The sequence below is a fragment of the Streptomyces sp. NPDC048331 genome (assembly GCF_043201215.1).
Classification (GTDB): domain Bacteria; phylum Actinomycetota; class Actinomycetes; order Streptomycetales; family Streptomycetaceae; genus Streptomyces.
On the sequence record NZ_JBICYT010000023.1, the window covers coordinates 91,196 to 103,921 of the forward strand.

Annotated in this window: 12 protein-coding genes and 1 pseudogene; 7 read left to right on the forward strand and 6 right to left on the reverse strand. The window is 71.1% G+C overall.

Annotation, left to right across the window (positions count from 1 at the left end; genetic code table 11):
- Nucleotides 1-18: 18 nt before the first annotated feature.
- Nucleotides 19-432, reverse strand: a complete 414-nt coding sequence (locus ACGFYY_RS28800) for a hypothetical protein (protein ID WP_393713754.1) — start codon at nucleotides 430-432, stop codon at nucleotides 19-21.
- Between the two features lie 771 nt (nucleotides 433-1,203).
- Between ACGFYY_RS28800 and ACGFYY_RS28805 the strand changes: the two genes are divergently transcribed.
- The 4 genes and pseudogenes from ACGFYY_RS28805 (at nucleotide 1,204) to ACGFYY_RS28820 (ending at nucleotide 5,506) form a co-directional block, all read left to right on the forward strand.
- Nucleotides 1,204-1,656 (forward strand): ATP-binding protein, encoded by a 453-nt coding sequence (locus tag ACGFYY_RS28805; protein WP_393713830.1) that lies wholly within the window; start codon nucleotides 1,204-1,206, stop codon nucleotides 1,654-1,656.
- A 109-nt stretch (nucleotides 1,657-1,765) separates the two neighbouring features.
- Nucleotides 1,766-2,923, forward strand: a complete 1,158-nt coding sequence (locus ACGFYY_RS28810) for a hypothetical protein (protein WP_393713756.1) — start codon at nucleotides 1,766-1,768, stop codon at nucleotides 2,921-2,923.
- A gap of 54 nt (nucleotides 2,924-2,977) precedes the next feature.
- Nucleotides 2,978-4,279, forward strand: coding sequence for a phosphotransferase family protein (locus tag ACGFYY_RS28815; RefSeq protein ID WP_393713758.1), 1,302 nt, complete (start codon nucleotides 2,978-2,980; stop codon nucleotides 4,277-4,279).
- 247 nt (nucleotides 4,280-4,526) lie between these two features.
- A pseudogene (locus ACGFYY_RS28820) lies at nucleotides 4,527-5,506 on the forward strand (IS5 family transposase).
- 19 nt (nucleotides 5,507-5,525) lie between these two features.
- Here the strand turns inward: ACGFYY_RS28820 and ACGFYY_RS28825 are convergent.
- From ACGFYY_RS28825 to ACGFYY_RS28840, 4 genes are all read right to left on the reverse strand, one after another.
- A complete protein-coding gene (locus ACGFYY_RS28825; RefSeq protein ID WP_393713760.1) occupies nucleotides 5,526-6,086 on the reverse strand; it encodes a hypothetical protein in 561 nt (186 codons plus the stop codon).
- A 118-nt stretch (nucleotides 6,087-6,204) separates the two neighbouring features.
- A complete protein-coding gene (locus tag ACGFYY_RS28830) occupies nucleotides 6,205-6,555 on the reverse strand; it encodes a hypothetical protein (protein WP_393713762.1) in 351 nt (116 codons plus the stop codon).
- A 33-nt stretch (nucleotides 6,556-6,588) separates the two neighbouring features.
- Entirely contained in the window at nucleotides 6,589-6,945 is a 357-nt protein-coding gene (locus ACGFYY_RS28835) for a hypothetical protein (RefSeq protein WP_393713764.1), read from the reverse strand.
- Nucleotides 6,946-7,078: 133 nt separating this feature from the next.
- Nucleotides 7,079-7,552: a lamin tail domain-containing protein gene (locus tag ACGFYY_RS28840; protein ID WP_393713766.1), complete on the reverse strand. Its 474-nt coding sequence runs from the start codon at nucleotides 7,550-7,552 to the stop codon at nucleotides 7,079-7,081.
- A gap of 547 nt (nucleotides 7,553-8,099) precedes the next feature.
- Here ACGFYY_RS28840 and ACGFYY_RS28845 point away from each other — a divergent pair.
- From ACGFYY_RS28845 to ACGFYY_RS28855, 3 genes are all read left to right on the forward strand, one after another.
- Nucleotides 8,100-9,359: a DUF2716 domain-containing protein gene (locus tag ACGFYY_RS28845; protein WP_393713768.1), complete on the forward strand. Its 1,260-nt coding sequence runs from the start codon at nucleotides 8,100-8,102 to the stop codon at nucleotides 9,357-9,359.
- A gap of 158 nt (nucleotides 9,360-9,517) precedes the next feature.
- Nucleotides 9,518-9,868, forward strand: a complete 351-nt coding sequence (locus ACGFYY_RS28850) for a hypothetical protein (protein WP_393713770.1) — start codon at nucleotides 9,518-9,520, stop codon at nucleotides 9,866-9,868.
- 557 nt (nucleotides 9,869-10,425) lie between these two features.
- Nucleotides 10,426-11,031 carry a hypothetical protein gene (locus tag ACGFYY_RS28855; RefSeq protein ID WP_365268755.1) on the forward strand — a complete coding sequence of 202 codons (606 nt, stop codon included), beginning with the start codon at nucleotides 10,426-10,428 and terminating at the stop codon, nucleotides 11,029-11,031.
- A gap of 21 nt (nucleotides 11,032-11,052) precedes the next feature.
- Here ACGFYY_RS28855 and ACGFYY_RS28860 read toward each other — a convergent pair whose 3' ends face one another.
- On the reverse strand, nucleotides 11,053-11,676 hold the full coding sequence (locus ACGFYY_RS28860; protein ID WP_393713772.1) for an ABC transporter permease: 624 nt from the start codon (nucleotides 11,674-11,676) through the stop codon (nucleotides 11,053-11,055).
- Nucleotides 11,677-12,726: the final 1,050 nt, after the last annotated feature.

Below are 12,726 nucleotides of genomic sequence, written 5' to 3' on the forward strand. Positions count from 1 at the left end.
CCCGGGGCGCTGACGGAGTCAGCCCTGCGGGGCGGGCGGGTGAACGGTGCCGGCCGTCCGTCTGCGCAGGGCGCCCTCGAACAGGGTCCAGCCGTCGATCTCCATGCCCGACGGCCCGTCGGGACGCCACCCGCGGGCTCGGGCCTCCTCCATCAGGGCCCGTACGGTGCCGGGTTCGTGCAGGTACAGGGACTCGCCAGTGGTGAAGGACACCTCTCCCGAGACCATCGGATACCCGGTCGGGACCAACCTGCCGGTCCCTTCCCGGAAGACGATGCGCAGGTGCCCCCGTGCCCCGGCCAGGTGGACGGTCAACGACTCGCAGCAGTCCCCGGCGCCGCCGCCCGGCCTGCTGTGGGAGTGGCGCACCGACCGCGTGTAGGTGCCCCCGTCCACGACGAGGCGCCGGGCCTTTCTCGGGTTGCGAGGCATTCACGGTCCTCCAGAAACGTCGGGGGTCGTTGCGGGGAGCAGCATACGAAGTCCCGTGCGCCGGACGCATCCGTGAATCCGGGGCGGCGCGGGCGATGTGTGGCGGCCCGCCGGTCCTTCCGCGGTCACCGCATCGGACACCGGGCATCGGACACCGGGCATCGGACACCGGAAAGCCCGCCGCGACAGGCTCGGGGCCGTCCGGCTCGCAGCCCTCGCCCGGGCCGACGTCGACTGCGGCCGATAGGCCGGGGGGCAGGGCGCCGCCACCGCGAAGCACCTTCCGAGAAGTCCACGAAGCGTCTATCTTGAACACGTTCAGATTTTTCACGCCAAGGGGTGTCCATGTTTTCGGTTGTCGACCTGGCCGCGGTTCTCCTCTTCCTCTTCGTGCTGGTTCCCATGGGTGTCGCCCTGGTGGTCGCAAACTGCCGGGCATGCAGGAATCGCAGAAGCTCCTAGGGTTCCCATGGCTCTCTCGCTTCCGGTTCCACCGCCGGCGCCCGCAGAGCCGCGGGGGCGGGGCCGCGCACATCGGGGGTTTCGGGGGCTTCATAGCGGCTACACGCGCAGGAGGAACGGACGTACAAGGGAAGGAGCCCCTCGTGACGACGATGGTCCTGCTGATCGCGCCGATGGCGTTGGCCCTGCTGCTCGTCCACCGCAAGGGCGGGCACCGCGCCCGGCACCGGGCGGGCCGGTTCTGACAAGCGTTCCGGCCCGTCCGGTCCGGCGTCACACGAGAGCGCAAGCGAGGTGAACGCGGTGTCCATGCGTGCCAAGGGTTGGGCCACGTCCTTTCCCGTACACCGAGGGGTGCGCGAGGCCCGCCGGTGGACGGCGGAACGTCTGGACTCCCTGCAGTGGACGACGGAGGCCCCCGACACGGCGCACTCCGTCCTGCTGACTGTTTCGGAGCTCGTCACCAACGCACACGTCCACGCACACAGCGACGCCGGGCTGGTGCTCACCTGGGACGGTCGGTGCCTGCACGTCAGCGTCGCCGACGGCGACCCGTACCTACCGGCCCCGCGCGACCCCTCACGTGAGGCGACCTCCGGACGGGGGCTCGCCATCATCGATGCCCTCGCCGACGAGTGGGACGCTCATTCCTTCCACGGCGGCAAGACGATCACCGCCTGTTTCCATCCAGGGGCCGCATCCCCTCCGCACACCGCGAAGAGCCGGTCGAGGCCCCACGCCGGCGAATCCGCCGACGCGTGAGGCCCGGTCGGTCCGTCCATGGGCCGGCAGTGGTGCGTCATCCCTGCCGAAGCAGGGGTTGGCCGCTGGTCGGAAGGGCTGCGGTCGTACCGGTCACTATGCTTCCGGGATGACCGCCCAGTCGCCCCCTCCGCTGACCCTGGAAGCTGCCAGGGAACTTCAGACCATGCTCCGGGCCGAGATCGGACCGGGCCTCACCGAGCGGGAGCTCGACGCGGTCGAAGCAAGGTTCGGCTTCACCTTCTCGGCGGACCACAGGGTCTTCCTCGCCGCCGGGCTCCCCCACGGGTCACGAAGATGGCCGGACTGGCGCAACGGCGACCCCGAAGACCTGGCCGAGCGGCTCTCCCACCCGGTCGAGGGTGTGCTGTTCGACGTCGAGCACAACGACTTCTGGCACCCCGCCTGGCGCCCGAGGCCCACCGGGATGCCCGACGCGCTGCAGATCGCACGGTCCGAGTTGGCGACCGTACCGCAGTTGGTGCCCGTCTACAGCCACCGTTACCTGCCTGGCACAGCAGGCGAATGCGGGCACCCCGTGCTGTCCGTCCACCAGACCGACGTCATCATCTACGGGAACGACCTCTCCGACTACGTGCGGCACGAGTTCACCGGCCGGGCGAGCCGCGTCCCGGCCCACTCGACGGTCGGTTTCTGGTCGTACTTCGTCAACGGCGGTCCCGGCATCGACGTCACCGCGCCCACGCCGCACACTCCTTATGCCGTCAGCGCGCAGGAGGCGATCGAGTACCTGCGGATGCTGGCCCTGGAGCGCCTGATCGGCCGACGGCACCACCCCCATCAATTGATCGAAGCAGGGCTGACGGCATTGGTCCTCGGCGTCGAGACGGAGTCGCTTCCGCTGCTCGCCGGCCTGTGGCACACCGAGCACGAGAGCGCCGATGCGCTCTACGACCAGGTGGTGGCCGAACTCGGTCTGTCCGAGGGTCTCCCCGGAGATGACACCGATATCCCCTGGGAGACGGCACGCTGGGAGCTCGTTCGCTGGTGGCTCCGACTGATCGTGAACGGGAGTCTGGCCCCCGGAGCCGGCGGTGACCTGATCACATATGAGGGCTGGGGCGCGTTGGCCCGGCCCCGGTCCCTCAAGCCGCTTGTCGACAAGGCCGATGTGTACGGTGGAGGGGACGCGATCCGGCGTAGAACGCGTGAGCAAGCGATCGTGGCGGAGGCCGAGCGACTGCTCGCCGGTTCCTGGCCGCCGTCGGACCGACCTCCTGGGCAGCAGGGTTTCCGACACTCCTGAGTCCCGCAAAAAAATGGGTCGCGCGGGCGGGGCGGGATGCGAGACCTTGCCCGGGTGCAAGAGGCGAGCGGTCGTACGGTCAGCGTCCACGTCACCCACGGGGGCGAATACTTCGGGCTGTTGGGCCCTTACGCGGTGGACGGGGGCTGGTGGTCCTCCGCCCCGCCGGTCGTCGAGCGGGTGTCGCAGGAGCTGGGGGTGCCGGTGGTGGTACTCCGGCTCGCCTACGCGCCGAACGACGGCAGCAGCGGGCACGGCGGGCATGTGGTGTACCACGTGGAGGCGTGGGAACGACCGGGCGGGACGACACCGTGTCAGGTGTCCGCGGACGTGGCCACGCTGCTCGGACCGGCCGAGCGCCGCGCCGGTTGGGCCACCACCGGTGGGCTACGTGAGGCACTCGGCTGGGCCGAGGAGCAGCTGGCGCGAGCGGGCAGGCCGGCTGTCGGGAGGCCCGAACAGGTCCGGACGTGGAACCTTTCCGGTCTCTTCCGCTACCGGACCGCCGACGGCGGCGAAGCCTGGTTGAAGGCGATCAACCCTGCCTTCAACGCCCGCGAGGGGCAGGTGATCGCGCTGCTCGGCTCCGTCGACGCCACACTGGTACCGACCCTCCTCGGCTCCGACGCGGAGCGTGGCCGGCTGCTGCTCGACCGGGTGGCCGGGGAGGACCTCTGGGCCCCGTCGGCCGAGGACGTCGTCGCCGTGGTGCCCCGGTTGGTCGCCGCCCAGGCGGCCTTGGCCGCCGACGGGCGGGCCGCCACGGCCGGGCTCCGGGACCGCACCCTCCCCACCCTGGTCGTCCACGTGGACGCGCTGCTCGACCGGCTCGAGGAGGAGTGGGCGGTTTCACCTGCGGCCGACGGGCCTGAAGAACAGCTCGAGGGGCGGCTGACGGCGGCGGAGCTGGCGGCCGCCCGGGCGCTCGCCGGGCGCCTGCCCGCACTGGTCGCGGAGCTGACGGCCTGCGGGCTGCCGGACACCCTGGTCCACGGCGACTTCCACCCCGGCAACTGGCGCTCCGACGGCACCCGGGCCGTGGTCGTGGACTACGCCGACTCCGCGTTCGGCCACCCGGCCCTGGACGGGCTGCGCCCTCGCCAGTTCGTGACCGAGGAGCGGTGGACGCAGATCGCCGAGGTGTGGGCTCTGGCATGGCGGGAGCACGCGCCCGGATCGGCACCGGAACGCGCGCTGGAGCTGGTCGCGCCGCTGTTCCACCTCGCGTACGCGGTGCGGTATCAGGAGTTTCTGGACCACATCGAGACCAGCGAGCGGCCGTACCACGAGACCGACCCGGTCAGTGAGATCCGCAGGGCACTCACGTCGGCGCCGGCGGCGGAGCGGCAGGGTTGACCTACGTGCCTAGTGCCGTGACCGGAAAGGTTTGCCGGGTCGCGTTGTCCGGTGCGGTGCATCGCAAGGCGGAGGGCCACGGCTCGTACCGGACGTACCGCCGTGGTCCGACAACGCGGCGAGGTGCCGTGCCGGGCAGCGCGACCCGGTGAACCTTTCCGGTCACGGCACTAGGGCCTGTGTGATGTCGTGATCAACTCTTGGGTTCTGCCCTCTTCGTGAGGCGGAGTCCTGTAGGACTTTGGTCGTGACGCGCAGGCAACTGACCAATGCCCAGTGGAAGTTCATCGAGCCGTACCTGCCGATTGGCAGGTACGGGCCGTATCCGGAGCGGTTGCGGGAGCAGTTCGAGGGTGTGATCTGGCGGTTTAGGTCCAGCGGTCAGTGGCGGGAGATGCCTGCCGAGTTCGGTCCGTGGGCCACCGTCTACGGACGCTTCCGCGTCTGGCGGGACGCCGGCGTCTTCACCGCGCTGCTGGAAGGCCTGATCGCCGAGGCAGCCCGCACGGGCAGAACGGACTTGTCACTGGTCAGCGTGGATTCCGCCACGGTCCGTGCCCACCACGACGCTGCGGGGATGCGCGTCAGCAAGCACCTCATGAAGGCGCTGGAAGAAGCCGCGCAGGAGCAGGAAGCAGCCCGGCAAAAGGGGGCGGACCGCAGGAACAGAACGGACAGGACGAGCGCCGGGGCATCCGGCGCAGACGCAGGCTCCGCCTGAAGGAAGCCCTCCTCGGCAGGTCCCGGGGAGGCCTGACCAGCAAGATTCACCTCGCCGCGGACCGCAGGTGCCGTCCGCTCGCAATGGTGCTGACCGCCGGGCAGGCCGGGGACAGCCCGCAGTTCATCCCCGTGCTCGCGAGAGTGAAAGTCCGCCTGCCCGTCGGCCGTCCCCGCACGAGGCCCGGTGCGGTCGCCGCGGACAAGGCCTACTCGTCCCGCGGCAACCGCGCCTACCTGCGCAAACGCGGAATCAAGGCCGTCATCCCTGAGAAGAAGGACCAGGCCGCCAACCGCAGGAAGGAGGGCGCACGAGGCGGCCGGCCCATCCGCCACGACGCCGACCTCTACAAGGAACGGAACACGGTCGAACGCCTGATCAACAAGCTGAAAGCCTGGCGCGGCATCGCCACCCGATACGACAAAACCCCGGAAAGCTACCTCGCCGGCCTCCACCTCCGCGCCGCAATGATCTGGATCGACGACCTGATCAAGACCGCCCAATGATCACGACATCACACAGGCCCTAGCGTGGCAGGCGGGGCAAGCGGCCCACCACCGCACGGAACCTCTCCCGCCCTGCCGTGACGCTCGCATCCCACAGGCCTGCGGCGTCACCGCTCAGCGAGAGGGACTGGAGCCGTTGTTCCTCGGCAAGGAAGCCGGCACCCGGCACGTTCTGGTCCAGCATGCCCATCGCGGTGAGCGCCACATGACCGCAGGACACCGCGTCGTCAACGCTTCCCGAGCCGTGGGCCGGCAGGGCGTAGCGCAGACAGAGGGCGGCGAAGAAGGCGTAGGTGTCGGCAACGCCCGTGATCCCCTCCTCGGTCGGCCGGAGCTCCGGGAACCGCTCCAGCAGACGCACGCGCTCGGCGGCGTCGGCGAGCGGCCGGTCGGCGTACCAGAGGTCGCGTACGGACTCCACGTAGAGGTCCAGGTCGCTTTCACGCCCCGGCACGCCCGCCCGCAGTCCCACGAACAGCGGCGCCACGCGTTCGGTGCAGGCGGCGACGAACAGGCGGATCTCTTCGCCGCTCCCGCCGCGCAGCGCCTCCACGACGGCTTCCTCCACGAGCGTATCCACACCCGACCCCCATCCCGTTCGAACCGTTCGAACCGTTCGAACCGTTCGCAGGCTACACATCGCGGCGAGGGCCGCAGCTCGACGCGTGAGGACCGGCGGACCCCCGGAGCTGGGCTCGTCACTCAGCTTCGTGGTCGAAGTCGTAGGGCGGGATGGTCCCTCGCATCACCCTCTCTCCCGCCTCGTCGGCGTCGAGTGTGACCGGATAGGCCTGGCCGTGGGCCCGATCACCGCCGCGCCGGCCTATCGAGACCATGAGGCCCGTGCCATGGAGTCGGTCCCGCCAGGCGGTGAGCTCGGCGGCGCGGGCGGTCGCCTCGGCGAGCGGGAGGTCGAGCCAGTGTGGTCCGTCGACACCGCACCGCGCGATCCGCTCCCCGCCGAACTTCGCGTAGGCGTCGTCCGCGTAGCGACCCCGTAGGTGACGTCGGCGAGCCCGTCGGCCGGCTCGTCGTCCGTTCCCGTCCACGCGTCCAACCCTGAGGCGGGGAGAGCGAGGTGCTCAGCGGTTGGTGGTGATCCACCGCACGACGGCTGCGTGGGTGGTGTCGTCGAGCGACGAGAGGATGTTGATGGATTCCAGGTCGCCGGGAAGTGGAGGGACGCCGATGGCGGTCAGTGCCGCCTGCAGGTCCAGCCTGCGCCGGTCCATGTGGGTCAAGGGCCAGGCGAGGCGTGGGTCGGAAGCCGGACCCGGTGCCGTCGGATGCGCTTCGCCGAGAGGAGGCACGTACCGATCCGTGTCGCCCGGGTGGTCCTGCGGCCAGGCGTCGTGAGCCGATGCGCCGGGGAAACGGTAGGGGTCCAGATCCAGCTGCGGGACCGAGACCTCGGACGGGGCGTGCTGCCAGAACTCCACGGAGAACTTCCCTGCTTCGGATGCGTCGCTGCTGCTTTCGGGGTGTCGCGTGCCGCGGCGGCAGGCCGCGGCACGCCGTTGTCGTCGGTGGCCGGCAGTTCACGGTTCCTGATGGTGTGGCTGCCGGGCCTGATCAGCGTGATCCGTGGCGGCCCCAGGTCTCGGTGTCGATGACGTTGCCGCGGTTGTCGCGCAGGGTGGCGGTGTCGCGCTCGTCCCAGATCTGGTGGCGGCGGTCCTGGTAGACGTCGTGGCGGGTGTCGCGGCCCTGGCCGGTGTGGACCTTGACGCTGGAGCGGCCGTCCAGGCGGAAGTCGGCGAAGCGGTAGCGGTTGCCCTGCCGGTCGGTGAGGGTGAAGCCGCGCAGGTTGACGCTCTTGCGCCCGGTGTTCTTGACCTCGACCCACTCCCGGTTCAGCGCACGGGCGGAGCGGTCGCGGCCGGCGGTCCCGTACTGGACGTCACTGATGACGACCGAGTGGGAGCCTCGGTGATCGCGCCGGTCGTCATCGTGGGCGGCGGCCGCCGGCAGGGCGGCCGCGCCGATCAGTGCGCCGGCGGCCAGGACCGTGGTGACGGCGCGGCGGGTGGCGAGAGAAGCAGACATGCCGAAGGCTCCTTCGAAGTCGGCCGGCCCGGTCTCGTGCGAGCCGGACGGGCCCTGTGCGGTTCCCGGCGTCCTGCCGGGGACCCACACTGTGGCCCGCGACCGCCGTCAACCACCACAACTCACGACGCACGTTGCTCAATGCGGACATGTCCGTAACTCTCCCTTGCAAGTTGCAAGCGTCAAGACCCCGTTGACCGGATCGGAACGGGCAGCGGGGAAAGCCCCGCCGGTTCCGGAACGAGCGGGTTTCGGCCAGATAAGAAGCTCATTCACGCCTGCCCTGGACTCTGCGCCGAACGGGTACCGAGTTCTGTAACAGGTGCTTCCGCCTTTTCCTCGAACCACTTACGTGCCATCGCCCTGACGTTCGGGCGTTGACGGCCGGCGCCATCCCCGCATCGGCTCCACACTCCAGGCCGGTTCGGCCGGTTCGGCCAGGTAGGACCGGCGCTCGACGCAGGGGCGGTGAAGGTCCTCCGGCACGGGACGGCTTGCTTCGGGGCCCGGCACCTGGCCGTCCGTCGACCCACCTAAGCTCCCGATCATGGGTGTCGATGAACAGTGGGCGCAGTGGAACGGGCTGCGGGGGCGTATGCCGGCATGGCATCCCGTGGGAGTGGTGGTCGAGGTCGACGGGCCGGTCGTGCGCCGGCACCACGGGAACCGCGGGAGCGTCGAGCACGCTCCCCTCGCACCGGGCACCGACCTCGGCGTGCTGGTGCGTCGGCAGCAGGAGGCCTTCGCGAAGCGCGGTGAGCCGGTGGAATGGAAGGTCTACGCACACGATTCCCCGGATCTGGGTCCCGCACTGATGGCGGCGGGTTTCACCGCCGGCTGGGAGCGCTCCGTGCTGATCGCCGCCACGTTGTCAGGAGCGGAGCGCGAAGACGTGCTGGAACCTCGGGACGGTGTGCACGATCTGTACCGGGTACGGGGGCAGGCGGCTCGAGCGTGGGCGGTGGCCGTCGGATCCCCTGGCCCGCACGCGATGCCGTACGCCGAGATGATCGCGAACGGCTCCTCGGACGAGGGGGACGTCTTGATCGAGGTTCTCCTCGAAGACGGCGTGGTCACCGCGGTCGGCTGGGCACACGGCGACGCGCAGCCCTTCACCGTCGTCGGCGGTCTGACCGGTCACGACGAGGACTTCGTCCGGACCTGCACCGACGGGTGGCGCCACAGCAGCTGGCTCGGCTGCCCGCTGCTCGCCGAGGCCCATGGCCCCCTGCGCGAGCAGCTCCTGGAGGCCGGTTTCAGCGAGGCCACCACCGTGCGCTCCTACCACTGGAGCCCGCCCGCGACCCCGGAGCCGAGCCGGCCCGCGCAGTTCCTCGACTGGCTCCACGACGACGGGCCGCTCTGGGACCGCTTCTACGCGGACTTCGACTTCGCACCGAGCATGAGGCACCGGCCTGCGATCACCGAACCGTCCCCCTCCGCCGTCTGGGACCTGCACTCCCACCACCGGCTCGTCCCGGACCTCCCCGCGGAGCTCGACGCGATCGTCCGGCGCGGACTGCTCACCGCCACCGAGCCCGGGGAGTTCGTGTACTGGCTGGACTGGCAGCACGACGGCTACCGCTACGACCCCCGCCGCGTCGGCATCCCCGGCCGGCCCCCGGTCCCGGGCCTGGGCACCTACCCCGACGGCGACTACTACCTCCACCTCACCGATGACATGCGCCTGGGCACCTTCGGGCATCCCTGGGAGGGGACTCTGACCGTCTGGGGTGCGCCGCTGCTCTCCGCCGTGGAGGCGGATCTGACCGACCTCCTCGGGGACCCGGTCAGGCGCCGGCAGTGACTCCACGAGCCAGAGGTCGAGGGTGTACTGCTCCGTCGTGGGGTGCTGTCTCCAGTCTGCTCCGATCTGTTCCGCGTCCGTTGCTCGCCGACAGAGCTGGATGCGCGATCCCGGCACCTGCCGGTGCCGGCGGAACCGCTGCCTGCGACGATGCGGTGGTGAGCTACGACCTTGCTGTGTGGGATGGCTACCGCCCACTCGACGACGACCGCGCGGGCTCCACTTATGACGAGCTCTACGAGCACTACCTGGAGTCGGACGATGTCGTCGTGCCTCCGGCACCGCGCATCACGGCGTACGTGGAAGCCCTCGTCGCGAGGTATCCGGACGATGTCGACCGCAGCGTGGTGTGGGCGTCGCCACCGGTCATCGAGGAGGCGTCGGGCCCGATCGTGTACCTACTCATGTCCTACGGTCAGGCCGAGGAAGTGTCCGAGTACGCGGCTCACCTGGCCCGCGAGCACGGACTCGTCTGCTTCGATCCACAGGGGGAATGCCTCCGGCCGTGAGACGGCGGTTCCGCCAACGGGCCGAAGAGCTGTCCATGATCGAGCAGCGCGTTTGCCACCGCCGGTCCAGGTCCATGGGGCGGCTGGATGGAGAGCCGGCACGGGCCCTGGCCGGCGCCGGTACGGTTGCCGGGCAGGGCCTCGATTCGAGATCTTGGTCGACAGTCTCGTGAGCTGGGGCCCCGTCTGCGGGCCTCGGCGCCGTTCCGAATCACAGGTGACAACGGCTCGGTCCGCGCCCACCGCTCGTCAGTCGAGGGCACGGCGGGACCAACGGGCAGGAGATCCGGGCGGCACGGCCTCGGCCGTCTCCTGCGGACCTTGTCGGCCGAGCCCGCGTCGTCCGGTCCCCATGCCGGGCCCGGGATGGCCGGCCCGGACGGAGCCTCAGTTCCGCTTCCCCTGGCTCCCGGTGCGCCGACCAGGCGTCGTGGCGCGGACGTTCGTCCACAGAACCCGGTGCGGAAGGGAAGTCCGGCGTACGGTCGAACGACCGGCCGAGCCTCACCCGGCGGGGCCGGTCCTCCTCGACGTCTGACCCGAACGGGAGCCCGCCGATGCGCCTCTACGCACAGACTCCAGCACGTCGGAACCGCCAGATCCTCGCGGACCTGATCGCCGTGGGCCTGATCGCCGCCGCCGTGTGGTTCGCCCTGACCGTCCACGATGCCATCATGCTGTTGGCCGAGCCTGGGCGCAGGGTCGAAAGCTCGGGCGACAGCCTCGCCACCGAGCTCGGCAAAGCCGGCGACGCGGCCTCGAACGTGCCGTTCGTCGGCGATCTCCTGCAGAAACCGCTGCAGTCCGCCGCCGACGCCGGTACCGGGATCGCCGACGCCGGACAGTCGCTCCAAGATGCCGTCAGCCAGGTGGCCACCCTGACCACACTGGCGCTGATCGTCGTCCCGGTGGCGGTCGTACTGCTGTTGTGGCTCCCTGCCCGCCTGCGCTGGATCCGGCGCAGCATGACCATGCGGCGTCTTCTCGACGCGCCCGGAGGTGCCGACCTGCTCGCCCTGCGCGCCCTCACCGGCCGGCTGGGCGACCTCGCCGCGCTTCCCGCGCCCGAAGGCGGTCTCGCTGACGCCTGGCGGCGCGGGGACCCACAGGTCATCGCCGATCTCTCCGCGATCGCCCTCAGGCGGGCCGGCCTGCGCCCCTGACGGGCGGAACAGGTGTCGCCGTCACAGCCGGGGGCGTCCCGTGAAGGAGTGGAGGCGGCGGCGTTCGAGAACCGCGGCGAGGAAGTAGGCGCCGCCACCCGCGACGGCGAGGACCCAGTAGAGGCCGGGGGTGGGGAGCCAGAGGGCGGCGGTGGAGGTCAGGGCGAGCCAGATGCCGAGGCCGTAGTGCAACAGGTTGCGGCGTACGGTGCCTTCGGCGAGGTAGAGCAGGCCGACGATCAGACCGGAGCCGGCGGGCCAGAGGACGGACTGGAGCTCCGGCTGTTCGAGGACGGACGTGAGCCCGGTGATGGCGAGGAACAGGGCGGTGAAGGCGGCGATCCAGGCGGCGCCGAGCAGTCGGCCGGACAGGATCTCCGCCGGCGCGGCCCCGAGCTGGGCGCGCTGGGCGGCCAGGGTGGTCAGCACGATGCCGACCACGAGCCCGCCGCCGAGGAGCGTCATGGGCAGCCACCCGGGCAGGTCGAGCACGGGGCGGGTGCCCTGGGACACCGCGGCGGCGCCGTGGCCGAGTACGTAGGCGAGTCCGAAGCTGAGATAGGCCGCTCGGTTGTCGACCTCACGCGGGCGACCGGTGGGGTGGGCATGGACGACGGGCGGCGAAACGGTGGCGGAGCTGGACATGGTGGGGTCCTCCCTCTGTGACGGCAGGGCGTCGCGGAAGTGGGGCGGTCGAGGCGGGGGGTGACGGGGCAGGACGCGGGCGCGCGGGCGCACGGGCAGCCCCGCGGTCAGGGTCGCGTCGCGGGTCCGACGCGGCGCGTGATGCGGGGGGCCACGATCGCGCACAGCAAGTTGGCCGCCATGCGCGGGAGTCGAGCGGCCCCTGGGGACGGTGGGCTCATGTCGACGACCTGTTGCCGGTGGGGCGGCAGGACCAGGACGAGCACGACCCGTACCGGCCCCGGCAGCGCCATCAGCAGATGGCCCGCGGCGGCCCGGCCGGTTCTGAACAGCCCGGCCGGTGGCGGGAGCGTTGGTCAGTGCCCGGACCCGGCCGGTCTGGTCCATGGTGATGGTCGCGGTGCCCAGCGGATCGAGCCGCCCGGATCCGCGGCGTAGTACGCCGCCCGCTCCCCCGGCGCCGGGGGCGGTGCCCCGCACGGCGCGGGCGGCGACCAGCAGGGCCGGCGAGCCGGCCGACCAGGCCGCAGGCGAGGGCCCCACGAGCACCGCGAGGCCGTGTGGGGTGACCACCCGGGTGGTGCCGCCGTCCGACTGGACAGCAGCAACTCCGGAACGGACCCGCGGCTGCGCCCCGTTCACGATCGCGGGGGCCGGACTCAGGGTGAACTGCGCGACGGCCAGGGCCGCGAGTGCGGGCCCTTGGCGAGGTGGGCCCGCGGGCCCGCGCTTCGTGCGTCCGAGGTTCATGGCGCACAGACTCGACGCGGACGGTGTCCACTTTCCAGGGCCGGCGGCGGCGATGACGGTCCAGTCCTGTCCGTCCCTGTCCACTCGGCCACACAGCACGGCCGACCGCGGAGGGAGTCGGCGGGGCCGGTGCTACGGCGGGGACGGCATGCCCCGTGGCCCGCCGTAGCTCGGTGGCTCAGCCGACGCGTTCGATGCGCGCCCGCCGGATCAGGTTCTTGCCCGGCTCCCGTACGGTCTCGAAGGCGGCGTTGTTCAGCAGGACACAACTACCCGACGGACCGTTGACCGTCACGGTCG